Annotated in this window: 24 protein-coding genes; 20 read left to right on the top strand and 4 right to left on the bottom strand. The window is 42.1% G+C overall.

Features of this window, described 5'->3' with window-relative positions; genetic code table 11:
- The first annotated feature begins 39 nt into the window (after positions 1-39).
- Together BWD47_RS02110 and BWD47_RS02105 are read left to right on the top strand one after the other, a co-directional pair.
- Complete coding sequence (locus BWD47_RS02110; RefSeq protein ID WP_083633615.1) at positions 40-1119, top strand: mechanosensitive ion channel family protein; 1080 nt, start codon at positions 40-42, stop codon at positions 1117-1119.
- A gap of 226 nt (positions 1120-1345) precedes the next feature.
- The gene (locus BWD47_RS02105; RefSeq protein WP_065979048.1) at positions 1346-2635 is read left to right on the top strand and encodes a sodium:proton antiporter; all 1290 of its coding nucleotides are present in this window, start codon (positions 1346-1348) and stop codon (positions 2633-2635) included.
- Positions 2636-2688: 53 nt separating this feature from the next.
- Here BWD47_RS02105 and BWD47_RS02100 read toward each other — a convergent pair whose 3' ends face one another.
- Positions 2689-3678: a sensor domain-containing diguanylate cyclase gene (locus BWD47_RS02100; RefSeq protein WP_075593269.1), complete on the bottom strand. Its 990-nt coding sequence runs from the start codon at positions 3676-3678 to the stop codon at positions 2689-2691.
- A gap of 93 nt (positions 3679-3771) precedes the next feature.
- Positions 3772-4017, bottom strand: coding sequence for a hypothetical protein (locus BWD47_RS02095; RefSeq protein ID WP_036971961.1), 246 nt, complete (start codon positions 4015-4017; stop codon positions 3772-3774).
- Positions 4018-4361: 344 nt separating this feature from the next.
- On the opposite strand from BWD47_RS02095, the gene hisG reads away from it, so the two are divergent.
- From hisG to BWD47_RS02035, 12 genes are all read left to right on the top strand, one after another.
- A complete protein-coding gene (gene hisG, locus BWD47_RS02090; RefSeq protein WP_036971963.1) occupies positions 4362-5261 on the top strand; it encodes an ATP phosphoribosyltransferase in 900 nt (299 codons plus the stop codon).
- 6 nt (positions 5262-5267) lie between these two features.
- Entirely contained in the window at positions 5268-6569 is a 1302-nt protein-coding gene (gene hisD / locus BWD47_RS02085; protein WP_065979047.1) for a histidinol dehydrogenase, read from the top strand.
- Positions 6559-7653, top strand: a complete 1095-nt coding sequence (gene hisC / locus BWD47_RS02080) for a histidinol-phosphate transaminase (RefSeq protein ID WP_075593268.1) — start codon at positions 6559-6561, stop codon at positions 7651-7653. Before hisD ends, hisC begins: the two co-directional genes overlap by 11 nt.
- Positions 7653-8714 (top strand): bifunctional histidinol-phosphatase/imidazoleglycerol-phosphate dehydratase HisB, encoded by a 1062-nt coding sequence (gene hisB, locus BWD47_RS02075; RefSeq protein WP_065979045.1) that lies wholly within the window; start codon positions 7653-7655, stop codon positions 8712-8714. Before hisC ends, hisB begins: the two co-directional genes overlap by 1 nt.
- Positions 8711-9301 (top strand): imidazole glycerol phosphate synthase subunit HisH, encoded by a 591-nt coding sequence (gene hisH, locus BWD47_RS02070; RefSeq protein WP_036971972.1) that lies wholly within the window; start codon positions 8711-8713, stop codon positions 9299-9301. The genes hisB and hisH overlap by 4 nt, the downstream gene beginning before the upstream one ends.
- 28 nt (positions 9302-9329) lie before the next feature.
- On the top strand, positions 9330-10064 hold the full coding sequence (locus BWD47_RS02065) for a 1-(5-phosphoribosyl)-5-[(5-phosphoribosylamino)methylideneamino] imidazole-4-carboxamide isomerase (protein ID WP_075593267.1): 735 nt from the start codon (positions 9330-9332) through the stop codon (positions 10062-10064).
- Positions 10046-10825 carry an imidazole glycerol phosphate synthase subunit HisF gene (gene hisF, locus BWD47_RS02060; RefSeq protein ID WP_075593266.1) on the top strand — a complete coding sequence of 260 codons (780 nt, stop codon included), beginning with the start codon at positions 10046-10048 and terminating at the stop codon, positions 10823-10825. The genes BWD47_RS02065 and hisF overlap by 19 nt, the downstream gene beginning before the upstream one ends.
- On the top strand, positions 10816-11430 hold the full coding sequence (gene hisIE, locus BWD47_RS02055; RefSeq protein ID WP_036971977.1) for a bifunctional phosphoribosyl-AMP cyclohydrolase/phosphoribosyl-ATP diphosphatase HisIE: 615 nt from the start codon (positions 10816-10818) through the stop codon (positions 11428-11430). Before hisF ends, hisIE begins: the two co-directional genes overlap by 10 nt.
- 133 nt (positions 11431-11563) lie before the next feature.
- On the top strand, positions 11564-12301 hold the full coding sequence (locus BWD47_RS02050) for a hypothetical protein (RefSeq protein WP_075593265.1): 738 nt from the start codon (positions 11564-11566) through the stop codon (positions 12299-12301).
- 161 nt (positions 12302-12462) lie between these two features.
- Complete coding sequence (locus tag BWD47_RS02045) at positions 12463-12975, top strand: hypothetical protein (protein WP_075593264.1); 513 nt, start codon at positions 12463-12465, stop codon at positions 12973-12975.
- Positions 12976-13026: 51 nt separating this feature from the next.
- On the top strand, positions 13027-13212 hold the full coding sequence (locus BWD47_RS02040; RefSeq protein ID WP_083633614.1) for a DUF1289 domain-containing protein: 186 nt from the start codon (positions 13027-13029) through the stop codon (positions 13210-13212).
- 63 nt (positions 13213-13275) lie between these two features.
- Entirely contained in the window at positions 13276-14070 is a 795-nt protein-coding gene (locus BWD47_RS02035) for a glycosyltransferase family 25 protein (RefSeq protein ID WP_075593263.1), read from the top strand.
- A 4-nt stretch (positions 14071-14074) separates the two neighbouring features.
- Here BWD47_RS02035 and BWD47_RS02030 read toward each other — a convergent pair whose 3' ends face one another.
- A complete protein-coding gene (locus tag BWD47_RS02030; RefSeq protein WP_075593262.1) occupies positions 14075-15856 on the bottom strand; it encodes a M61 family metallopeptidase in 1782 nt (593 codons plus the stop codon).
- 203 nt (positions 15857-16059) lie between these two features.
- Between BWD47_RS02030 and BWD47_RS02025 the strand changes: the two genes are divergently transcribed.
- The 6 genes from BWD47_RS02025 to BWD47_RS02000 all read left to right on the top strand — a co-directional run bounded on the left by BWD47_RS02025 (position 16060) and on the right by BWD47_RS02000 (position 23180).
- Entirely contained in the window at positions 16060-17595 is a 1536-nt protein-coding gene (locus BWD47_RS02025) for a diguanylate cyclase (RefSeq protein WP_371915633.1), read from the top strand.
- Between the two features lie 74 nt (positions 17596-17669).
- On the top strand, positions 17670-19013 hold the full coding sequence (ppnN, locus tag BWD47_RS02020; RefSeq protein WP_036971989.1) for a nucleotide 5'-monophosphate nucleosidase PpnN: 1344 nt from the start codon (positions 17670-17672) through the stop codon (positions 19011-19013).
- An 11-nt stretch (positions 19014-19024) separates the two neighbouring features.
- The gene (xni, locus tag BWD47_RS02015) at positions 19025-19798 is read left to right on the top strand and encodes a flap endonuclease Xni (protein ID WP_065979039.1); all 774 of its coding nucleotides are present in this window, start codon (positions 19025-19027) and stop codon (positions 19796-19798) included.
- A 71-nt stretch (positions 19799-19869) separates the two neighbouring features.
- Positions 19870-20253, top strand: a complete 384-nt coding sequence (locus BWD47_RS02010; protein WP_036971993.1) for a DUF3192 domain-containing protein — start codon at positions 19870-19872, stop codon at positions 20251-20253.
- A gap of 6 nt (positions 20254-20259) precedes the next feature.
- Positions 20260-21957 (top strand): hypothetical protein, encoded by a 1698-nt coding sequence (locus tag BWD47_RS02005; protein ID WP_083633613.1) that lies wholly within the window; start codon positions 20260-20262, stop codon positions 21955-21957.
- Between the two features lie 215 nt (positions 21958-22172).
- Complete coding sequence (locus tag BWD47_RS02000) at positions 22173-23180, top strand: isocitrate dehydrogenase (RefSeq protein WP_036971995.1); 1008 nt, start codon at positions 22173-22175, stop codon at positions 23178-23180.
- 54 nt (positions 23181-23234) lie between these two features.
- Here BWD47_RS02000 and BWD47_RS01995 read toward each other — a convergent pair whose 3' ends face one another.
- Positions 23235-26231: an immune inhibitor A domain-containing protein gene (locus BWD47_RS01995; protein ID WP_075593450.1), complete on the bottom strand. Its 2997-nt coding sequence runs from the start codon at positions 26229-26231 to the stop codon at positions 23235-23237.
- Between the last annotated feature and the right edge of the window lie 303 nt (positions 26232-26534).

Genomic DNA, 26534 nt, shown 5'->3' with positions numbered 1-26534 from the left:
TGCAGGTGACAGCAAGAACTTCAGGCGTAAGGATTGAAGATGTTTTCTGAATTGGCACAAAATGTGTGGGTAAACGAGCCATGGCTACTCGTAATTGGTGGCACATTTATAGCTACTATTATCTTGTTTTTAATAAAGTTTATAATTATTTACTGTTTAAAAACGTGGACCCAGCGCACAGACTTTGTGTTTGACTCTTTGCTCGTCGACTCAATTTCCACGCCACTTACTTTATGCACAATGATGGTGCTTGTGATCATTTTTGGTCATTTATTAAACATGACTGATTTTCTAACTGACTACCCGCTTCCTATCGCAGCGACTGCGAAATCAATATTAATTTTTGCTTTAGTGCTATTTTTAGATCACTTCTTATTCGGTACCGTTGACTATTACAGTTCGCGCTCGTTAGTGGTGTCTAACAGCCGCAGCATTATTAAAGGAGTGATCCGCTGTGCCATTGTCAGTGTTGGACTACTGGTTTTATTAGGCACATTAGGTATTTCAATCACGCCTATTATCGCGTCGCTAGGGATCACTTCCCTCGCCGTTGCTCTTGCCTTACAGCCGACATTAGAAAATTTTTTCTCTGGGGTTCAACTGGTTATCGATAAACCTATTAGAGTCGGCGACTTTATCGAGCTTGAGAGTGGTGACCAAGGGTTTGTTGAAAAAATAGGCTGGCGATCAACGTGGGTGAAAATGTTGCCCAATAACATGATAGTGATCCCCAATAGTCAGTTGTCTAAATCGCGAATCATCAATTATTTTTACCCTGAAAAAGAGCTCAGTGTGCCAGTGGAAGTGGGGGTACATTATGGTTCCGATCTTGAAAAGGTCGAGCAAATAACACTTGATGTAGCAAGGCAAGTTCTAAAAAGTCATGAATGGGGAATTGATGACTACGACACGTTTGTCGTGTTTCACACCTTTGATCAATCAAGTATTAATTTTACTGTGATGCTAAGAGTGAAAGAGTACTTTAATCGTTTTTGGGTGAAATCGGCTTTTATCAAAGCATTACATAAACGCTACGCCCAAGAAGGTATTGTGATTCCTTACCCTATTCGTGCTATAAACACGACACAAGAGTCTGCGTCGTTTAAAGACTCACATTGACCTAGCTAAATTTATGATAATTGCACTTTCCAACAGGTTGGATTTGTCTCTTTTGAGACAATTTTAACAGCAATTATACAAATGCAATCAGCACCTTGAATTTTTACTCTAAAATTTAATAAAAATCGCATAAACACTGTGACATACGTATGATACAGGCGTACCATATGCGCCCAGAAAGTGACTGCTTTCTGTGTCTTGTTTATAAAATATTTAAGGTCAAACAATGAATGCTTGGTACCTCATTTGTTTTCTTTCAGCATTAGCTATTTTTATTGCTTTTGCTAACCAGTTCATCCTCAAAATGCAAACAACAATTGCTATAACAACAGGCTCTGTTGTTATTTCTTTACTCCTTATTCTCGCCGTTAAAATGCTCGGTGATTCCACAGCCCTCGAAATGACTCAGGTGGTTTCAAGTATTAACTTTAATCAGTTATTGTTAAAGGGCATGCTAGGGTTTTTGCTGTTTGCAGGTGCGCTTGAAATTAATTTAGCAGCGCTGCGTAAACAGCGGTGGGAAATAACCGCATTAGTGCTATTTTCAACCATTACTTCAACCGTGATTGTAGGGTACTTGAGCTATTATTTATTTGCTTTTGTGGGCTGGCCTGTCCCTTTCATTTACTGTTTGTTATTTGGAGCATTAATTAGCCCTACTGACCCTATTGCCGTGTTAGCCATTATTAAACAAATGCGAGCCCCAGAAGGTATTTCTGTGCAAGTGGAAGGTGAGTCTTTGTTTAATGATGGTATTGGTTTGGTGATCTTTACCACTATTTTCTCGGTGGCTTTTTATGGTACAGAGGCAACGTTTACTGACGTAGCAGAGTTATTTTTAGTCGATGCAATCGGCGGCATTGTGTTTGGTTTAGTAATCGCATTAGTCGGGCACTTTTTAATCATTAATAGCCGCGATGTTAATATTCGCTTATTACTAACACTCACCATTCCTACTGCGGGCTTTGCAGCTGCTAACATTTGGGAAATATCAGGTGCTCTGGCAATGGTCACAAGTGGTATTTTGTTGGGTAATATTACCCGCTCAAAAGCGACTGAACGAACCGGTCCTGAAGATACTCGCTATGTAAAAGACTTTTGGCATGCAACCGACAGTTTCTTAAATGCCTTACTATTTTTGATTATCGGTATGCTAATTGTCACTATGCCTATCACCATTCAAGAAATTGGTCTTGGCTTACTCATGGTACCTGTTGTACTACTTGCGCGTTTTATCAGCGTGGGGACGCCATTTATGTTCTTCAAGAAGTATAGGCAATACGACAAACATTCTGTGAAGATTCTAACATGGGGTGGCTTAAGAGGCGGGTTAGCACTGGCAATGGCTGCGGCAATACCTCGCGACCAAGTAATGATTGCGGGCTCAGACCTTCATGATTTAATTGTCATTGTGACTTACGTCGTCGTCATTTTTTCTATTATTGTGCAAGGCTTAACTATTTCACCACTTATTCAAAGCAGTATTCAATCTGCCAAACACGTAACTGAGAAATAGTATCGCTGCATGTGCGTTATACCAATTGAGTTAATTGTTGAACCTAATAAAAGTTAAACATTTGACTCGGTTGGTATTAATAGGTTCTTTTTTATCACTTTTGTTTTGTACATTCGGCTATCTGCTAGCGCCAATAGGTGTGACAGTAAGCATGGTTTTTGCCCTGAAAAATTGGCAATCCCATGCGAAAAACTAAGGTTAATTTTATGATTAAATTGGCCTGACAATTCACTAAATGATTCAGCTAATCGCTGCATAATGACTTCGCATTCTTGGGTACTCAAATCAGTAAACAAAATAACAAATTCATCGCCACTCAATCGGGCAAACAAATCTGCTTTTCTGCAACACGATGCTAGAACATTGGCGAAGCCTTTCAATACCTCATCGCCAGTAGCATGACCAAACGTATCGTTAATCGGTTTAAAATTATCGAGATCAATAAAGACCAACTTCGCTTTTAAATTTTGTCTGATACATAAATCTAAATAACGCTCAGCCGTACTGCTGAAACTTCGTCGATTAGGCAATAATGTTAACTCATCAGTTGTTGCCAATTGCATCACTGCAAGCTCTCGTTCAATAATGGCGGTAAAGTCTTTTAACACATTCGCTTGTTCTTGGGTGAACGATCGAGGCTGATGGTCAATTATGCATAAAGTGCCAATACGATTGCCTGACTGCAATGTAATAGGGCTGCCGGCATAAAAACGGATATTGGGCTCACCTGTCACCAAGGGATTATCAGCAAACCTAGGGTCTAGCAATGCATCACAGACGACCAATGGACCATTATCTAAAATCGCATGGGCACAAAAAGAGATATCACGCGGTGTTTGTTTTACGCTGACCCCAATGCATGACTTGAACCACTGCCGGTGTTCATCAACAAGACTGATTAAACAAATAGGGACCGAAAAGAACTGCTGAACAAGGCGCGTTATTCTATCCAGCGCTGGATCATTTGGGGTATCTAAAATTTCGAGTGCACGAAGCTCTTCAAGGCGCGCTTTTTCACTAAATGGTACTGCTGGCTTATCCATAATATCGCCTTGAATCTGAAAATTAATTTTACTCTACAAACCTAGCACAAAGTGCTAGAAAACGAGATAAAAATAATTTTATTTTCTTAAGCATTAAGCCCATGTATCGAGGTGCTTATTGCCGTCTTCACCTTCTTCGATAATATCTTTATCATTTTTATCAGCACTTTTATTAGCACTTTCGGCTGCTTTTTTACGCCGTTCAATTTCGCGTTTTTGCCGCTTTTCGAGTTCAATTCTCTGCACGTTCGCATCTTTTACACCCGCAATGTGGAATGCACCTTTACTCTCAAGTTGTAAACGCGTGATGCGTCCTAAAAAGGGGATCATGATATCCATTTGTACCTCCTACCCATCCACTTATTATCGACCGTTATAGCATATTCTTTAATTGCAAAAAAAAGTGCTTGCCAAAAATATTAAAAACATGTTTATCTATATACGTAAATTATTTAAACAGATTAACGCACTGGTTTACACAAACGAGTGCAACACAGGAAAGATTATGCGCTTCAACTTGACAACTATCCATCATCACCATCATTCACCGGAATAGCCTGTCAGGTTTTTCGCTGAGAGGTTATTCCTAAAAGGAACCTCTGGCGAGTAATCAACCACATTATTTATTTTCGCCCTGAGGTTTCCTCGGGGTTTTTAGTTTTTGAATTAAAGGAAAATGAATAATGAGTAATAATAACCGTTTACGTATCGCCATCCAGAAAGGCGGCCGACTATCAAAAGACTGCCAAGAGCTTTTAAAACAGCTAGGCGTTAAATTGAATCTTCGTGAACAACGCCTAATAGCACACTCTACTAACATGCCCATTGATGTACTTCGTGTACGTGATGACGATATTCCAGGCCTAGTTATGGACGGTGTGTGTGACTTAGGTATCGTTGGCGAAAACGTACTTGTTGAAGTACAAGCCGAGCGCGAGCGCCAAGGCGCTGCATTTGAAGTAAATAAACTGTCAAAACTTGATTTCGGCTATTGCCGCTTAGCACTGGCTTGGCCACAAGAGCTAGGTGTGCAAAAGAAGAGCTGGTTTGAAGGCAAGCGCATTGCCACTACCTACCCTGAAATTCTAGGTCAATATCTAAAACGTGAAGGCATCAACGCAAGCACAGTTATGCTAACAGGCTCTGTAGAAGTGGCCCCGCGTGCAGGCCTTGCCGATGCAATCTGTGATTTAGTGTCTACCGGTGCAACACTTGAAGCCAACGGCTTAATGCAAGGCGATACTATCCTCGAATCAAATGCCTGTTTAATCCAAAACAAAGACCTGACAGATCAAAGCAAACTTGATTTAATCAACACCCTAATGCCGCGTTTACGGGGTGTACGCCAAGCTAAAGAAAGTAAGTACATCATGCTACACGCGCCAAAAGCAAAACTCGATGAAGTGTGTGATTTACTGCCTGGCACAGGTCAACCAACATTACTTGCTTTAGCCGGTAGTGATGATTATGTGGCACTGCACATGGTGAGCAGCGAAACCTTATTCTGGGAAACGATGGAAGAGTTGAAGGCACTCGGTGCAAACTCGATCCTCGTTATGCCAATTGAAAAAATGATGGAGTAAGTATCCATGTTTCGCTGGAATGAGGAAAACCAACTCGCACAGCAAGCGGTACTTACCCGCCCTGCTGTCACGGCAAGCAAAGAGATCGAATCAATATGCATCGATATCTTAGCGGCAGTCAAAGAGCAAGGTGACGCTGCGCTTTTAAACATGGCAAAACAATTTGATAAGCGCGAAACACCGCGTTTATTAGTGCCCGTTGAAGAAATTGATCAAGCAGAACAGTTTTTATCGAGCGAATTAAAAGCCGCGATTGAAACAGCTTACGCTAATGTAAAACGCTTTCACCAAGCACAATTACCAAAAGACATTAAACTAACAACTCAACCTGGGGTGTTATGTGAGCTTAAATACCAAGCGATTGAAGCAGTGGGTATATACGTACCCGGTGGCAGTGCGCCATTACCTTCGTCGGTTATTATGCAAGGTGTCCTTGCACAATTAAGCGGTGCAAAAACTGTTGTGCTTGCAACACCTGTTAAGGGCGATGAAAGCATTAACCCTGCAATTCTCTATGCAGCTAAGCTATGCGGTATTAAAACAATTGTTGAAAGTGGCGGCGCAGGGGCAATTGCAGCGATGGCTTACGGCACTGAGTCTGTACCGAAGGTCAATAAAGTATTTGGCCCAGGCAACAGTTTTGTGACAATGGCAAAACAGCTTGTCGCCCAGACGATTCCGGGCATGGCAATTGATATGCCTGCAGGTCCTTCTGAGGTACTGGTGATTGCTGATGAACGTGCAAATCCTGAATTTATTGCTGCCGATTTATTATCGCAGGCAGAACACGGTGCTGATTCACAAGTAATCTTACTGTGTAATAGTGAGCGCATTATTGAACTTACGCAGCAAGCATTAACAACGCAGCTTGCAAAATTAAGCCGCAAAGAAACCGCTGAACAAGCCCTTGCAAATTCAAGCTTGATTTTAGTCGACTCTATTGAGCAGGCATTTGAAGTATCAGCACAATATGGTCCTGAACACCTAATTTTACAACTTGCTGATGCTCAGCCTTATTTAGGCTTAGTTAAAAATGCTGGCTCTGTCTTTGTGGGCGACTATACGCCGGAATCTGCAGGCGATTATGCGTCAGGTACTAACCACGTACTACCAACGTATGGTTACAGTGCCACCTATTCGAGCTTAAACTTACTGGACTTTTTTAGAACTTACACAGTACAAACCATTAGCAAAAATGGGTTACGTGAATTATCTAAAGCAATTTTACCTTTGGCCGCAGCAGAAGGGCTTGATGCTCACGCTAATGCTGTTTCAATTCGTCTTGAGGCACTAAATAATGAGCGATAACTCAACACTTACCACACTGTTGCCAGACAACATTGCAGCACTAACAGCTTATAGCTCAGCAAAGAGCGAGAAACTGACTGGAACAACGTGGCTAAATGCCAACGAAAGTCCCTACTCTCGCACGCCTACTGTGAGTTTGGCCGATTTAAATCGCTACCCCGATCCACAGCCAACACAGGTTATTAACCGTTACGCATGTTATGCCAACTTAGAGCCAGAGCAAGTGCTGATGACACGCGGTGCCGATGAAGGCATTGAGCTATTGGTGCGTACATTTTGCCGCCCAGCAAAAGACAGTATCGCGCTATTTTTACCAACCTATGGTATGTACAAAGTCACTGCCGACACTCACAACGTGAGCATTAACGGTCTCACCCAAGAGTTACTGTTAAAAGGCACGGTGGATGAAATTGTTGCTGCGATAGCTGACTCGAAATTAGTTTTCATTTGTAATCCTAATAATCCAACAGGCAGCATGACGAGCCTAGACAAGATCAGAAAGGTTACCCAACAACTTGCGGGTAAAGCCATCGTCGTGGTAGATGAAGCTTATATAGAGTTTTGTCCAGAACACACTGCAGCAAGCTTAATTAATGAATTTAATAATCTTGTGGTGCTAAGAACCTTATCTAAAGCGTTTGCATTAGCAGGTTTGCGTACAGGCTTCACACTTGCAAACAGTGATTTACTGGCACCGATCCGTAAAGTAATTGCGCCTTATCCAGTATCAACTGTAGTCGCACGCATTGCGGCTGATGCACTTAGTAGCGATAACATCGCCTCAATGCGTCGCCAAGTTACTATATTAAATAGTTTAAAAGCCAAACTAAAAGGCTGGCTTGAACAATCATCGGCCGTGGTTAAGGTGCTTAGCGGTGAAGGTAACTTTGTAACCTTAAAGCTAAAAGATAAACAGTCATTTAATATTGCATTGGCACAAGGTCTTGTAATGCGCGCATTCACTCTTTATGGTGAAAATGATTGGCTGCGCATTTCAATCGGTAATGAACAAGAATTAGAACAAGTAAAAATTTGGCTAGATGGTTTATCACTTGCCAGTAACACAGTAGAACAGGAAGTATAATGAGTAACCCGTATTTATTTATTGACCGCGATGGCACCATTATCGAAGAGCCAATCACCGATAAACAGGTAGATAGCCTCGAGAAATTAGTATTTTTACCCAATGTGATCCCTGCTCTACTGCAACTTCAAGCAGCGGGATACCGCTTAGTTATGGTATCGAACCAAGATGGACTAGGTACAGATAGCTTCCCAACGGCTGATTTTGACATTGCGCAAGACAAAATGATGAATATCCTCAACAGCCAAGGTATTAAATTTGACGAAGTACTGATTTGCCCCCACTTTGATGCAGACAATTGCAACTGCCGTAAACCTAAAACAGGGTTGCTGACTGAACTTATGCGCTCAGGCAAAGTAGATTTAGCCCGTTCATTTGTCATCGGTGACCGCCAAACAGATATAGGTCTTGCTGCTAACTTATGCTGCGAAGGCATTTTATACACCGGCAGTTGGGATGCCATTGTCACTCAGCTAACAACACAAAACCGTGAAGGTCGCATAACCCGCAACACCAAAGAAACGCAAATCGATGTGCAGGTTAATTTAGACCAAACCAAAAATGGCGACATTAGTACTGGCCTTGGCTTTTTTGATCACATGCTTGACCAAATTCGCACCCACGCCAATATCGGACTTAATGTTCAAGCCACGGGCGACTTACACATTGATGAACACCACCTCGTTGAAGACATTGGTATTGCCTTAGGGCTAGCACTTAAACAAGCGCTGGGTACAAAAACGCAAATTGGCCGTTATGGATTTGCACTACCGATGGATGAATGTAAAGCCGAGGCGCAAATAGATTTATCGGGCCGTGCATCGTTTGTGTTAAATGCCGATTTTAGCCGTGAAAAAGTCGGCGACTTAGATGTGCAAATGGTTGAGCATTTCTTTAAAAGTTTAAGTGACAACGCCGCAATGAGCCTGATTTTGTCAGTCAGCGAGGGTAACTGTCATCACCAAGTAGAAGGCTTATTTAAAGCCTTTGCCAGAGCGCTGCGCGCTGCTATCGCAAAAGATGCCACGCAACAAACTGCCAGTTCGAAGGGGTGTTTATGATTGCCATAATTAATACGGGTTGTGCCAATATCAACTCGGTGCGTTTTGCGTTTGAGCGACTCGGTCAAAATCCAGAAGTGATCACTTCACCTGAGCAACTAAAAGGCTTTGAACGTGCTATTTTACCCGGTGTAGGCCATGCTTCTGTGGCAATGAAGCGCCTAAAAGACGGTGGCTGGCAACAGGCCATTGATGAATATCAGCGTCCGCTTATGGGCATTTGTTTAGGCATGCAATTACTTTGCGAAAGTACCGAAGAAGGCAATGTTGATTGCCTAGGTAAAATCCCAGGTATTGTTAAGCAACTTGATGTAGGTACATTGACATCACCGCATATGGGCTGGAACGACCTAACAGTATTAAAAGAGCATGCGCTCACTAAAGGTTTAACAGCGCAAGATCATGTTTACTTTGTGCATAGCTTTGCTCACACCGTCAACGATGCCACGCTTGTCAGTGGTGAATACGGAAACACTTTCTCTGCGATTGTTGCAAAAGATAACTATGCAGGCATGCAATTTCACCCAGAGCGCAGTGCCAAAGTCGGCACCCGATTATTACAAAACTTTTTAGATTGGCAGCTGTAAGCGCAGCACAAAAATAAGAGACCAAAACGTGATTATTCCAGCACTTGATGTATTACAAAACCAAATTGTGCGCTTATACCAAGGTAAGTATGATACAGCACAATTTTACCCATACGAACTAGGCGCACGCTTACAAGCGTACGCAAACAGCGGTGCAGGTAAGCTGCACCTTGTTGATTTAGAGGGCGCACGCGACCCGAGCAAAAAGCAATGGCAACATATTCAAACCGCGACCAAAGCATTAAACGTCCCTTATCAGGTTGGCGGCGGTATTCGCTCTGAACACGATGTGGCCGACTGGCTAAAAGCCGGAGCTAACCAAGTTGTGATTGGTTCAATGGCCGTTGAAAAGCGCGAGCAAGTCCAAGCATGGATTGAAAAGTTTGGGGCCGAACATTTCGTGATTGCCCTTGATGTAAACAAAACCGAAAACGGCTGGGCTCCTGCCACTCACGGTTGGTTAAGTGAATCTGAGTTTGGATTATTTGAACTTGTTGATTTTTACGTAGCATTGGGCGTCATTGACTTTCTGTGTACTGATATCAGTAAAGACGGCACCATGACAGGCCCTTCATTTGCACTGTATGAAGATTTAATAAACCACAATAGCCAAATAAAAGTACAAGCATCTGGCGGCGTAAGCTCGCTTGACGATATCGCCAAGCTTAAAAAACTCGGTGTGGGTGGGGTTATCTTAGGTAAGTCATTGCTTGATGGTGCCTTTAATGTTGAGGAGGCGTTAGCATGTTATCAAAACGCATAATTCCTTGCTTAGATGTCAAAGACGGCCAAGTCGTAAAAGGCGTTAAGTTTAAAAGCCACGAAGTGGTTGGTGATATTTTAACACTTGCAAAAGCATACAGCGATGCAGGTGCTGATGAACTGGTGTTTTATGAGATTAGCGCCAGTGTCGAAAAACGCCTACTTGATGTAAATTGGGTTGAGAGTATTGCCCGCCATATTGATATTCCATTTTGTGTGGCTGGTGGCATTAAATCAGTTGCCGACGCAGCGCGTGTGCTAGAGCGCGGCGCAGATAAAATCAGTATCAACAGCCCTGCCATTGCACGCCCTGAACTTATCAAAGAATTACACGATGAGTTTGGTAAACAATGTGTGGTTGTCGGCATTGATAGCTTTTACGATGAAACCACTGGCGAATATTTAGTGTACCAATTAACGGGTGACCCTAATGCATCAAGCCGTACACGATACATAACCGAAGAATGGGTCAAGCGTGTGCAAGACCTAGGCGCAGGTGAAATCGTGTTAAACTGCATGAACCAAGATGGTGTGCGTAAAGGTTACGACAATGTTCAGCTTTCTAAAATGCGCGCATTATGCGACATTCCGCTAATTGCATCAGGTGGTGCCGGCACAATGCAAGACTTTGTTGATGTATTTCAGCAAAGCCACGTTGACGGCGCACTTGCTGCCAGCGTATTTCATAAGAACGTCATTAACATTGGCGAACTAAAACAATTTTTAATCGATAATAATATAGCGGCACGACTATGCAATTAACCAAAGATAACCTTACTCAAGTCGATTTTGCCAAAAGCGAATTGATCCCAGCCATTGTGCAAGACGCACGCTCTGGGATTATTTTGATGCAAGGTTTTATGAATGCGGACGCCTTAGCCGCCACCTTCGACAAGCAAAAAGTGACCTTTTACTCACGTTCAAAACAGCGCTTGTGGACCAAAGGCGAAACATCAGAAAACTACCTTGAAGTCGTCTCTGTTCACACCGATTGTGATTACGATTCCATTTTAGTACTCGCAAACCCATTAGGCCCAACCTGTCATTTAGGCACGCAAAGCTGCTTTGGTGATGACGCTAAACCCAGCCTAGCTTTTTTAGCTGAACTTGAACAAGTGATTGTTTCACGCAAAGACGATGACCCAAGTAAAAGCTACACAGCGTCTTTATTTTCAAAAGACTTAAGCCGTAGTTGCCAAAAAGTCGGTGAAGAAGGTGTTGAAGTAGCACTGGCAGCCATGAAGCATGACAACGATGAATTAACCAATGAATCGGCTGACTTACTGTATCACTTAACCGTGTTATTACAGCGTCAAGGCCTTTCACTGGCTGATGTCGTGAGCTGTTTACAAGGCCGCCATAAGTAACATTAAAAGCTTAAGATGCCGCTAAAAAAGGCGCATCTTAAGCTATTACATAAAAAATTTTAAACCCATTTAAACCTTTCTCCTCCACGTTTACGACTAAGCTAACAACACCATACATATAAAAGGGAAAGTCATGTTGAGCACAGTTAAAACGTTATCACTCATTGCCGTAGGTTTGTTATCAGCGCAAACATTCGCGTGGGGCGATATGCCACTACAAAACACTAAAAACCTGACACTAAGCGCAAAATCACTAAGCGCTCTAAAAGTAGAAGCCGGTTCAGGTTTTTTACACATAACAGGCAGTGACACTGATGAAGTAACCGTAAAAGCCGAAATTTACCAAGATCAGCCTCACGATGAATACTGCTTAGGACTTGAGGCTAAAGGCAGTAATGCAGAGCTTTCTGCTGGCCAATGTGACTACCACACGAATAAACAAACACGCATTGATTTAACCGTCAGTATTCCACGTTCATTTAATGTCAACGTGCACGACGGCTCTGGCGAAATTATTATTCGCAAAGCTGCTAACACCGTGATCAACGATGGTTCAGGTTCCATTGAGGCAATCGACATTCAAGGCACACTTGAAATCAATGATGGCTCTGGCAGCATTAACGTAAGAAACGTCAGTCGTGATATTAAAATTCACGATGGTTCTGGCAACATTGATGTCGCACACACCCAAGGTAATATAAATGTTCACGACGGCTCTGGTGGCATCGACTTAAACGATATCGCAGGTGATGTGGTTATTTCAGACGGTTCTGGCAGCATTCGTGTTGATAAAGCAGCTAACTTTGAACTACTTAGCGATGGCTCAGGTTCAGTTAACGTAACGAATATTTTAGGTAAAACAACGTTATAAATACGCGTATGTATAATAATGTTATTCAATTGCCCCTTATTTATGGGGCAATTTGTCATCACAAAAACCCCCGCCAATAAATCTTTATTAGCATTTTTACAAGGGCTTAGGTATCCTTTAGGAAACGTTAAAGGAACTGCTATTTAAAAGGATAGCCTGATATGAAAAAGCCACTCGCCGCCTTACTTTTTGGCCTTGTTTTAACAGGTTGTACTGGCCTTACGACCGAGCAACAAGCCGCCATAGATAATTTGACACCTTGCGAGAAGATTAATGCACTTTTAGGCGCATACGACAATCGCTTTGAAGGCTTAAAACGCAGCCGTGTGAACACAAAATACATGGAAACATGGACAGCAAAATACAACCTAATTTCCGACAACTGCCAAATTACAGCGCTTGATAATGACAATGTCACGTATCGTTGTGTAGGTAACTATGCGCAACAACAGCAAGCGGTTGCAGATCATACTCGAGCAGTCAATTTCACCCAAGCTTGTTTAGCAGATAATAACTGGCATCAAACCCAAAAAGAGTCTGCAGAATCACTGCGTACAACGTTTGTGCTTGATGAAAATACCCCCGTTATTTCTATTCATTCGGGTAAAACATTATCGCGAAAACAGCCTTGGTCAACCACTCTTGAAATTGGTAAGCCTGTTGCAGGTAAATAACCTATCGAATGCATTAAGGCCACATTGTTGTGGCCTTAACATTTAACTCGCATGACAGACTCTAAAAAGCCAAAATCCACATATAAAACTGACTGCATTGGGCAATGCCATCGACTTAATGGCTACTGCACTGGGTGTGGCCGAACGAATGATGAAATTTTTGATTGGATCATTTTATCTGAAAAAGAAAAGTGTGCGATTTTAAATACCCCTCGCTCTGACATAAAAACGAAATAATGCTGACACCCAAGCGTCATTAAAGCTTGTTAGCCTGATTAAAACGACCATCAGGTAAGCATAATGCCCCCTATTTTTGTAATTAACTTAGCAAGCTCAATAGAGCGTCTAAACCGCGTAAGCGATGAGCTTAATGCACAGAACTTAGCATTTGAGCGCATTGATGCTGTCGATGGTAAAACATTAACAGACGCAGATATCGCCAAGCATTACAATGCCCGTTTAAACCTTAAAAAGTACCACAAACCTTTAAGTCGAGGTGAAATAGGCTGTTACCTGAGTCATCGAAAAGCATGGCAAACAATCGTCGATAGGCAACTCGACTACGCCATTATTTTAGAAGATGATTTTGTGCTCGACCGCTCAATTCACAGTGCTATTGAGAACATCAATCACTTAAAACAGCCATGGCAACTCATTAAATTGGCCGCATATAAAAATCGCAATCGTGACATTGCATACGCAAAACCGCTTGCAGATGATCAGCACTTAGCAATTCATAAAAAACTCATGTCTGGCTGCTGCGCAACGGCTATTAGCTTAGCGGGGGCTAAAGCACTGATTAAGGCCACAGACACATTTGCGCGCCCTGTAGACTGCGATTTGCAACACGTGTGGGAAACCGGCGTTTATGGCTTTTCACTCCTGCCTTACCCTGTTATACAACCTGACAGTGCGCAAAGCGATATTCGTGATAGGTCTTGTCAGGTTAAAAAGTCATTTTGGCGACGTAAAAAGCAGCAGATCCACAGTACAATTTTAAACGCAAAATACACCAAACAGTTTGTAAAAGCCCAACAAACACCCGACAAAAAGAAAGGAGCCGCAGCTCCTCTCTTACCAATCAAAAATCATTAAATGTTTACTTAGCTTGGTTTGGGTGGTCAACACCCATCCATGCTTTAAACAACGCCATTTGAGCAGGTGTAGCATCTTTTAATGCTGTTACTTTTTTCTCTTTATCAAAGTCTTCGCCAAGTTTGAGCGTTGTGGTTTGCAGCGCATCACGGCGGATAAAGTCAACAGTCACTGTGTCGCCCGCTTTAAACGTTTCTAAGCTTGCTTTTAAGTCTTTGCCAACATGCTTTTTGTTGAAGGCAACGATTTTATCGTCTGTTGTTAAACCTGCTTGCCATGCTGTACCACCACGACGAACATGTGTAAGTGTTAGTAACTCACCGCTATTTTTAGCGAATGAATCAATACTCGGTACTGATTTTGCGCCTTCAGGGCGAGTCAAACCTAAGCCAACTTTTGCTAGTAAGGCATCAAAATCAATGGCTGCTGGCTCATCCACATTAGCTTGCCACCATGCGCTGTAATCACGACCCGTTAGCTCTTTTAAAATGGCTTTGACATCATCAGGTGTAAAACCATCTGGCAAACGATGCTTATTGTAAAGCGCACGGTGCACATCACGATAACTGATTTTGCCATCACTTTTTTCTAGCAAGTCGATATCAAGTGCCATTGAAATTAACGAGCCTTCAAGGTAGATATTAGTGCTGTAGTTGCGAGCATGGTCACCACCTTGATTGATCCACTTATCAAAGCTGGTTTCAGCGGCGCTTTGTACTTCACGACCTGGGGTTTGCAAGTGGCGGTTAATAGTTTTAGTTAGGGTATCAAAAAACTCATCCGTTTTTGCAATACCAGAACGCACTAACAAATGATCTTCAAAGTAACTTGTAGAACCCTCTGCAATCCACAGTGTTTTCGCGTAGTTAATATTTGTGTAATCGTAAGGAGCGATTCCTTTCGGACGATACGCCTTTACATTCCATGTATGAATAAACTCATGGGCAGCAGTACTAATGAACGCTAAGTAGTCTTTACGAGAGCCAAAACGGTCACGTGGGCGCTGAATAATTGTTGAATTTAAATGCTCTGTAGCTCCCCCTGCACCAGACGTTGCATGTACCATAAATACATAACGCTCATACGGATAGCTATCCCAAATTACATTACCTGTAGCCACTAGTTTTTTAAGGTCCGTTAGCATTTGCTCAACGTCGTAGTTACCGTCGCCCCAAATAACCAGCTCGTAGTCTCGGCCATCCACCGTGAATTTATGTAACTCGTTAATGCCTGTTTCAATTGGCGAGTCGACCAAAATATCGTAATCAGCCGCTTTAAAACTGTGTTTTGAACCTGCATTTTCCATACCCGAAACAGAGCGCCATGCTTTAGGCACATCAAGCTTTACCGTCACAGGGTCTTGGCGAAATGATTCACTGAACATGAAAAAGCCCGATGCATCAATAAACGCATGGCTGTCATCGATGTGACGCGCGCGTTTACCTAGTTCATTGGCATAGACTTGATAATCAATATTTACGTGTGTTGGCTCATTTAAATGAACACGCCATGTGCTGTGGTCAATTTTTTCCCATTTTAACGGCTTACCATCATCATCTTTCGCATCGAAAAAACGTACCCCATTCGCAAGGTTTAAAATTTCGTAGCGTCCAGTACGCCATGCCGGAAGTTTTACGTCTAAATGCGCTTGGGCTGTCTCAGGAAACTCCACACTAACATTACCTAGATGATGTTCAGGTTCAGTGATCGCCAGTGAATAGTTTACATCTGCAAACACACTGCTAGAGCATGCGGCCAAAATTGACATAGCCAAAAACTTTTTCATAACAACTCTTTTTTATTACTATCGATAATTGCGAATTAGCCTATCAACTGAGATATAAAATGTGAATTAAAAACCGATAAACTGCCGTAGCAATAAGCCTGATAGACAAAATAGTTAAGTTTTTGACTTATCACCTACATTTCACAATAAATTGTTGTAGACTTAAGGTACATAAATATAAAACTTGATGGCGGTGTAAGTAAGTGCAGCAACAGCATGATGTTCTTAATAAAAAGTTAAAGCAAGCGATCGACGCAAGGATGGTTGTCGAGGATGCGCGCAAACATCAAGTTGAAGTACTTTCACAGTTTGCGGCGAAGTTATCGCTGAGCTGTAAAGGACTAGACATGGAGCTTGATAACCGCCTTGCTAAATACCGAAGTGCTCTAAAAAAAGGCGTTGATTTTAACCTACTAGCCCCCTTTATTGACGATGTACTCGGTTTACTCAAACACCAAGAAGCAAAACAAATTGCCTTGCAGCGCGATCTTAATAAAAGCGTATTAGATGCAGGCAAGCAGTTACAAAAAGTAAAAGGGTTACCTGATGATGCGCGCCGCTCGCTGCGCAACTTGCTTGACCGTGAGCTTGACAATATTCAATCGAACCATGATTTTGTGCCCATTTTATCCAAGCTGGTTGTTATTTATCACCAAGCCCTGCAAGCAAAGATAGCTGAAAGTGATACCGGCGAAGCTTTAATTAAACCCGAGCTTGCCTCTGAGCTAATGACATTGGCTAATGGACTGTTATTTGAAGACGAAAGTGCTGAACAAATAAAAAATATCAGAAACCAAATTACGCGCAACGACAGCGTTGATGAGCTACTTGATGCTGCGATTGGCATTATTACCATTATTTCACAAAATATAAGTAAAGAACGCCAGTCGGCGCAGAGCTTTTTAATTTCGTTAAATCAGACAATTGAAGACCTGCATCATTCTATTGTCTCAACCACTAAACACTCTGAGTCACTGAGTGCAGAATACGATTCACTTAATAAAAGTATCGAAAGAAAAATTAAAAATCTTAATCAGCAAACTCAACAAGCAACATCAATTTCGGCGCTTAAAGAATTAGTGGAAGAAGAGCTCAAATCATTGAGCGATGATTTAATCACCAAAGAAAAACTTGAACACGCTGAGCGTGAAAACTTACTTGCAAGCTTTAAAGACATTAATAATCGGGTAAGTAGTCTAGAGAGTAAACTGACAACTTATAAGCAACGTTTAAACGAACAACGTTTTAAAAGTTTGCTTGATGGCTTAACGAAACTTCCGAACCGTGCCGCATTTGATGAGCGCTTTGAACATGAATTCCAGTTGTTTTTATCGCAAGGTTCTGAGCTTACTTTAGTCGTTATTGATGTCGATCATTTTAAATCAATCAACGACAGATATGGCCACAGTGCAGGCGATAAAACACTTCAGGTGATCGCCAAAGCGCTGCAAAAATCAATTAGAAAGTCTGACTTTATAGCCCGTTACGGCGGTGAAGAGTTTGTACTTTTAATGACTGGTATGCCACTTGAAAAAGCCGTAGCACCCTTAGAAAAACTACGAAAAACAATTCAAAGTATCCCATTCAAATTTAAAGATACGCAAGTTGAAATTACGATTTCAATTGGCGCGACTCAACTTAAAAAAGGCGATACGCAATTGATTGCCTTTGACCGAGCTGATGAAGCGCTTTATACAGCTAAAAATGAGGGACGAAATAGAGTTTGCATTAGCAAATAAAGACCACATGTATACCTTACTTAGGGTCTTTAATACATATTAGACAGGCTCATTGACGAGCTAGGAGAGTGCTTATGTTAAAACAACTGAATCCTACCGGTGTACTGGATTTACTATCACAATTAGAAGTTGATCTACTCGAACAATCATCCACCAGCGAGCGTTATAAATTATTTAGGAACTGCGTGCTCGCTGTTCTCAATGTGGGTAGCCACACAGACTCAAGTTCTGAAATTTACGACAAATATGAAAATTTCGACATTCGCTTATTAAGCCGTGAGCGCGGTATTAAAATTGAATTAGAGAATCCACCAGAATCCGCGTTTGTCGATGGCGAAATAATCACGGGTATTCACGAACATATTTTTTCAGTGATCCGTGACATCCTGTTTATTTGCCAAAAATACGAAAAAGATCTAACAGAGCAAAAGGCCATTACCCATATGGTATTCGACATGCTCCGAAACGCAGGAGCACTCAGAGTTAATAGCGATCCTAGTATGATTGTATGCTGGGGAGGCCACTCTATTAACGAAGTCGAATATAAATACACCAAACAGGTGGGTTACGAGTTAGGATTGCGTGGTTTAAATATTTGCACCGGTTGCGGCCCAGGTGCAATGAAAGGCCCCATGAAAGGGGCGACCATTGGCCATGCAAAACAGCGTATTACCGACAACCGATATTTAGGCTTAACGGAGCCTAGTATCATTGCCGCTGAGCCACCTAACCCTATCGTGAATGAGCTGGTTATACTGCCTGACATCGAAAAACGTTTAGAGGCTTTTGTACGTTCTGCGCATGGTATTATTATTTTCCCTGGCGGCGCGGGCACTGCTGAAGAGTTGCTCTATTTATTAGGCATCTTATTGCACCCTGAAAACGAGAAGCAATGTTTACCCGTTATTCTTACAGGGCCTAAACAAAGTGAAAACTACTTTATTGAGCTTTGTAAATTTGTTGAAAACACACTCGGCAAAAAAGCCCTTGATAAATTTGACGTCATAATTGATGACCCTGAACGTGTTGGCAGAACCCTTAAAGCTAAAATGGCAGACGTACGCGAATACCGTAAAAGCCAAGGTGATGCCTACTACTTTAACTGGACATTAAAAATTGATAACGATTTTCAGCAGCCGTTCGCGCCGACACATGCTAATATGGCAAGCTTAGATTTACATTTAGATCAACCTACTCAACAACTTGCAGCTAATCTACGACGCGCATTTTCGGGTATTGTTGCTGGCAATGTAAAAGATGAAGGCTTACAGGCGATTAAACAGTACGGCCGCTTTGTACTCAGTGGCGAGCCTGCATTAATGGCCGATATGGATAAACTGCTTGCCGCTTTTGTTGAGCAAGGTCGTATGAAGTTACCTGGCAGCAAGTATATCCCTTGCTATGAAATCAAAGCATAACTGGAGAACATGTGACAACCCAATTACTTTTAATAGATGCGTTAAACCTTATTCGGCGCATCTATGCCGTTGATAGTAATCAGAGTCATCACAGTGAAGAGCATATGATTAAAGCAAGCTGTGCCCGCGTGGCACATGCTTGTAAAAAATTACTAAGTCAATGCAACGCCACCCATGCAATTGCGGTGTTTGATGGCGATAAAAGCTGGCGATATCATTACTACGCTGCTTACAAAAGCACGCGTTCCCCCATGCCTGATACTCTAAAAAACAATTTAGCGCGTTTTAAACACGCTATCGAAGAGACCGGTATCGTGGTGTTCTCACCTGAGAACGACGAAGCAGACGATATCATTGCCACGCTTGCCTACAAAGCAGCATCTAATAATGTCTCGTCCACTATTGTGTCTACCGATAAAGGCTTTTTACCGTTTTTATCAGCGCATATCGCCATATTCGATTACTTTAAAAAACACTATATTGAGCATCAAGACATTAAACAGCGGTTTAATGTCCCCCAGCACCGCCTTGTTGACTTTTGGGCACTTGCAGGTGATAAAACCAATGACATACCGGGCGTTAAAGGAATTGGTAATAAATCGGCTGAGCAATTAATTAATGACTATGAGTCGATTGAAGCGGCCATGATGGACGACGCACTCAATGCCACTTTAAAACGTAAGTTAACCGCTGATATGGATAAGCTGATTATCTCTAGAAATTTAGTAATGTTACGAACAGATATAAACTTAGGCTTTAGTTTAAAGCAGTTAAGGCTCAATTAGTCGCAATCTCGTAGCACAGTTTATCAACTGCGCGTATACTGAAAATTCGTGTTTGTTTTAAAGAGTTACACATGATTAAAAAGGTTTTCCAATATCTGGTATTAGGGTTAGGTGTTTACGCACTTATAGCAGCCCTAGTGATCACTTTTTATAAAGATGATCCGCAAGCCATGATCTGGCAAGACCGTGAAGCCTTCAACAAACGCTACATCGCCAAGCTTTCAATAGAAAAACCCGAAAACCTCAATGCCGTGCTTGATTATTTAGGTAGCCCCGATTTAACCTATGCAAAACGCGTTGAAGACAATGTATGGCAAATTATTTTTTATCGCACTCAACATGTTAAATCAGATGGCATAACCACGATTGATGAGTGTACAGGTTTACTGTTTAAAAATGGCCAACTTGTATTATGGGGGCCCAGTGCCTATGAAAGTTATCAGCAAGAAAGTTAGCACACAATGATGGACACTGTGACGCCGCGGGAATTGGCACGCTTATTCGATAGCACACATCAGCTACTTAACCTGTATTATCAAAAACGTAAATGGTCACAAATTTACCCATTACTCAGTAATCTTGCTGAGCGTTATTACCTGATATATCAAACATACCCTAAAAGTCTGCAGGCACAACTTAACTTATACGTCGCAGCCCATGGTTACACAACGAACCTGGTTGTTAACCAGTGTGTCATTGCGTGCATAATGTGCCATAGCCTCAATTATAATAAAGCAGTAAGTGAGCAAATTATAAGTTGCTGTCTTGCTAATTATTTATGTGTGCAATCACAAAGTAATAAGCTCGCATCAGGGCAAACACTGACCGAGCAAGACAAAAAACTGTGGCATTGTCGTCATCAACTTGCTGTAAAATTGCTCCATGCAGCGGGCCCAAATACGGTTTCAATTCAGCACTTATTAGCGCGTTTAAATAAATATAAGCAAGCCTTACTCAGCGCACCAAAAGTGATGATTTACGATGGTGCGACAACCCTTGTTGCACTCGCTAATATCATCGCGATGAATACTACCTACCGAGAGTCCGGTGGCCATATTAGTGTGCATAAAGCATTGGCCGATATTTACCTTCGTACACCTAATGAGTTTGCGCAAAATGCAATTAAAGCCTTTATTGCACATATCGGTCCGTACATTCCCGCAAGCGAAGTGAAGTATGCCGAGCAAACCTTAATATACCTAACGACTGACGAGCAACATCGGCATATTTTAATTGATGTGTCTCAACCTGAAAAAATTCGTTGGCATCGATTTAAAGCCCCCCTGTCAATTATTGATAAACAACGTGTTTGCAATGATTCACGCTTGCTTTATACCGTTTGGTTTAGTGAAAACATCAATTTTGTGCTGCCTCCCCCAGCAAATCAGCGTCGCCAGCAACAGTATCTAACACTGATCAGCGAACTTAAAATAGCAAAAGAGTACAGTTATCGGGCGTTAGACAAATTACTGAGTCCATACCCTGAACTTATTCACCAGCTTACGTACGCTGTTAAGCCTTATAATAAAGAGCACCAACGCGCAAAAGATTTACGCCATTGCTTATCTATGGTGGGCTATGACAATGCGCCAGCGATCATCCAGAAAGTATTGTTTCAGCGCTTAGTTGCCACCACATCGCACCCTTTATATCCGCACATAGCCAAACGCCTTGAAAACATAGTACGGATTATTCAAGCACTGTTTAAACACTCACCTATTCAGCAATTTGAGCAAGTCACCTTGCCCTTATATGCCTATGTCTTGTATCTGTGTGAGAATCAGGCAACAAGTTTGTCACGCAAAACCGTGTTTGAACACGCAGAAGAGCATACGGTAAGCCCTCCACTTGCGTGCTTGTTTGGGATTAACACGCTTGATTTGGCTCCCCTTAGCGAATACCTTACCCAATTAATCGGCGATAATCCTTGGACACAGCATTTACTTAACAGTGAGCAATTAAAAAAACAACAATTACAACAGAATGAAAAGCTTTGGATTGCAGTAAAATTGTTCAGTTATTATGTATTTCAACCTAAGGCTATGTTTAGTAGTTGGCAAGAAAACATTATCGCTGAAACATTAACGACGGTCGGTTGGCAGTCAAAAGCGGATTTTTATTCATACCTTCGCACATGCGAGTTTGCTGATAATTTTTAAAAAATGGTGCTAAAACGTTCGAAGTCGTTAAGAAAATATGAACTTTCGTCTATTTATAGTCAGTATTCACAGTATAAACTGGCAAAAAGCTGAATAAATTGCTATAAAAGCCGCTTAAATTTTCAAACACATCCACGTAAATCCTCTAACAAGTAAATCGCGCTCATTTTCGCGATGTATTTACGTGTATATCTACTCATAAATAGGAAAAGTAAATGGCTAAACAAACCATCACAGTGATCAAAGGCGACGGCATTGGTCCTAGCATTATTGATTCAGCACTTGAGATCCTAAATGCCGCAGGTTGCGATTTTGATTATGAATTCGTTGATGCTGGCCTTGCTGCCCTAGAGAAAACAGGTGAGTTGCTTCCGCAAGAAACAATCGACACTATCGCACGTAACAAGATCACTTTAAAAGGCCCATTAACGACGCCAGTAGGTGAAGGTTTTACGTCTATCAACGTGACACTTCGTAAACAATTTGGCCTTTATGCTAACGTACGCCCAGTTAAATCATTTGAGGGTACTAAAGCGCGTTACGATAATATCGATATCATCACTGTTCGTGAAAACACGCAAGGTATGTACTCAGGTCTTGGTCAAGTAGTATCTGAAGACGGTAACGAAGCTGAAGCATTATCAAAAATCACCCGTGAAGGCGCTGAAAAAATTGTTACATTCGCATACGAACTTGCAGTCCGTGAAGGCCGTAAAAAAGTAACCGCTGTTCATAAAGCAAATATCCTTAAATCAACATCGGGTTTATTCTTGAAAGTTGCACGTGAAGTAGCAGAACGTTACCCACAAATCGAATCAACAGAGATGATTGTTGACGCAACATGTATGAAACTAGTCATGACCCCAGATGAGTTTGACGTTATCGTTACAACTAACTTATTCGGCGACATTTTATCTGACTTATGTGCTGGTCTTGTTGGTGGTCTTGGTATGGCTCCAGGTGCAAACATCGGCGAAGATGCCGCTATCTTTGAAGCAGTACACGGTAGTGCGCCAGACATCGCAGGCAAAAACCTTGCTAACCCGACGTCAGTTATCTTAGCATCAATCCAAATGCTTGAGCACTTAGGTATGGCTGACACAGCAGAACGTATTCGCAGTGCAGTCGCTGACGTTATCAAAACAGGTGACCGAACAACGCGTGACCTTGGCGGCAGCCACGGTACAACAGACTTCACACAAGCAGTGATTGAACGTCTATAATTAGCTGTATGCTAACTAATAAAAAAGCCAGTTTTTTAACTGGCTTTTTAATGCTTAAAATTTGCCGTACCTGCGTATAATCAGCGGGGTAAAAATCAGTAATAACCACCAGATAGCCCCACCACTTGATCCCGAATTACTCTGTGTTTTAACAACCCTGACTGATAAGCTTGTTTGTTCTACAGCCTGCGTTTGGGTGTCTGTTACTGTTAACGTGACTGCGTACGTCCCCTCATTTGTGTATTGGTGTGTCGGCGATGCTGAGGTACTTGTACTGCCATCAGCAAAGTCCCACTGATAGCGATATTGCCCTGTACCACCACTTATTTGACTTGAAAACTGCACATTCAAACCTTGTGCATTAAACCGAGCACTGGCATTTAAAGGCACATCCACAGTGACTGCAAATTGCGAAGATGTTGACTCCATGTTGGCATCAACCACCGTGACATTCACATCAAAGCTACCCGACAACGCATATTGATAACTGACCGTTGCCGTTGATGCAGCACCTCCGTCGGCAAAATCCCAGCTATACTGATACGGTGCAATGCCCCCTTGTGCAGTCGCTGTCGCAACCAGTAAACCATTTTCATTCGCTGTAACCGAAAGGCTAAGTGTTAGCGCCTCACTAACAATAATTTCTTTGTTTAACCGCGTAACCTCTCCTGACTCAGTCGTACGCTCAAACACGACAGTATAGCGGCCATATTCTGCATACTGATGGGTTGGCGCGAGCACCGTTGACTGCTCGCCATCACCAAACGACCACAGAAAAGTATCGGTTTCATTTAAAATAAGACCGTTGATACTAAACGACACATCTCGGTCGCTACGTTGGGCACTAATACCAGAGGTTGCATCATAGTTAAGCTCTACATTCACTTCACTGCTATCCGTTGCTTGCGACACAATGCGCCAACCGAAGCCCAATGAAGGTACATTAACCCCCGACGCAGGCTGAATAGGGAAGCTGTAATCTTGAGAATCTGAAAATGAGCTAATTGCTAATAGGTGCTCGTCTCCCAAGCCTTGGCGTTGATCATACAAACTAAATGCCGCATCGCGCACTTGAATATCAGTATTGGCAGGGCCTGATGTTGTGCCCTTACGAATCGTATTTTGGTCAGCATCAACCACAAGTGCAAAGCCTTCACCTGGGTGAGAAGCTGTGTTGTTATTTTGCTCAGCAGGGTCAACATACCACAACAATACCCCTGGAGGGTAAGACTCAAACTGGAGGCCACTGTCAATGCCGGCATAATCTCTTAGCTGTAAAAAGTAATGTGTTGGTTGCTGATAAACGTACTCACCAATACGTGAGAAACCTGCTAGTTGAGCGATTGATGATTGCTCTGCATCATCTTTAAATACAACGGTATTCCCCTGAGTGATAGTTAAGTCGTCAACCACAATGCCATAAAAGTGTATGTTCACATCGGTGACATACGTAATTTCAAGCTCGATTGTTTGCCCTTCATAAGCAGACAAATCAAATCGCATATCAAGGTGACCGTGCGGCAACTTTGCGCCATCTTTAAATTGCGAGTCGCCACTTAAATAAGGACCAATGTCACCATAGTGTGGGTTTATCGCCTTGGTATAGCTATTAGCAAGTGCAACACCATTTACTTTAATTTGTGCATAGTCGTAGTCTTGTTCAATGCTAAAGTGTGATAACAACGCAAGCTCGGTACTGCCAGCAGTAGAGGGTAATGTAATGCGTTGCTTGTAACTGTGTACAAGCTCATTCCCTTTACCTGAGTAATACTGATAGCGCCCTTGTAACGGTGCTTTAAAGCTTTCTAATTTAGCGGGTAAGGTGACCTTTAACTGATTTACGCCAGAACTAAAGCTACTCGACGCTTTTAAATTATGTTCAGAGTCTGTATTTACGTCGGCTAAGTCAATTTCGGTTTGATGTAGCCAATTTCCTTTGTAACGTGTTTGCAAGTAGTCAAGCGCGTACGCACTAAACATCACTGGCGCTGAACCTCTTGGCGACCCAGCCCAACTCCCGCCGGCCATAATAGACCAAGACGCAACAGGTTCACCAATTGCGCTGCCCATTAAGTCATATTCATCAGGCAATCCAAGATCGTGACCAAACTCATGAGCAACAACCCCAATTCCCGCATCGATGGGATTAATCGTGTAGCCAAATAATTTCACATTACTGCCAGCAACAGTAGCGGGTTGGTTTGCGTTGTTTGTAACGAAAAAACGGTGTGACCAAATAGCATCGGTGCCCAGTACTCCACCACCCGCTTCTTCTCCAATACTAGAGTGAAACACCATTACATGATCGATAATCCCATTAGGTTCGTTGGTAATACCGTCACCATCAATATCATCGAGATCGGTTAAATCGTAGTCTTGTAAATTAATATTAAAGGTTGCAACGGCTTTTTCTACCGCTTCTAATATAAGATCTGGGGCGTTTAGATCACGAATGTCACCTTCTCGCTCACCGTAAAACTTAGCGGGCTTATCTGCACTCACCCACCCATAAACATCTCCGGTAAATGCAAAGCTTTCACCTGATGCTTGTTGATAATAATGATGAACCGTGTTTAACGATTGACCCGATGGTCCCGGGTACGATGTGTCATTAAAGAGCATTTTTTGATAGTGAGCTTGGCTGTAATCGCTGTAGTACATGGGTGTATCTTCAGCAGTGAGTTGATTATTGTCGTAAGGCAAGTCAGGAAAGTCGATTAAGATTGCCAATACTTTAACGTTTGTTTTGTCATCGGTTGGGATTAACGATACAAAATTTGTGAACTTATTATCAAGCACTGCTTTATTGTGCACCTTTGCGGGGTCTAACACTCTGGGTTTAATCGCAACGCGTTGAGCTGTATTCACTTGTCCAATGTAGTCTTCTAAAGCAGCTTGCTCGTCGCGCTGATTAAGTTCACCGCGTTTTTTCAGCCAATACACTATTTGTTCTTTATTGATCAAGCCAATATCATGAGTCGCTACAGGCTTTGCAAACACCGAAAAGCTCGACAACAAACACACGCCTGCTAAATAATTAATAAATCTCACAATTAATACCCTACCCCAGTTTCGTATATGGCTAATCATAGCTAAGTTATGCATAAATAACATGACCTTAGGTTATTTATTACAGACACTTAACGCTTGCCACACGAACAATTTAATGCATAGTTACACCTTAATATACGTGCTAAAAATGAATTTAGATGCAATAAATACAAATTACCGCGTCAAAAAAGAAAAATTAATGCAAAAAGATGCTTTTGCGGTTGACATCAGTTTCCAAAAGGCTTAAAAATAACCCTAACAAATTTTAAACAGTAGCCGTCTAGTCGGCTGTTATTTTTTATA

Source organism: Pseudoalteromonas sp. PAB 2.2, assembly GCF_001938575.1.
Classification (GTDB): Bacteria; Pseudomonadota; Gammaproteobacteria; order Enterobacterales; family Alteromonadaceae; genus Pseudoalteromonas; species Pseudoalteromonas lipolytica.
This window is presented reverse-complemented; position numbering and strand designations above follow the sequence as displayed.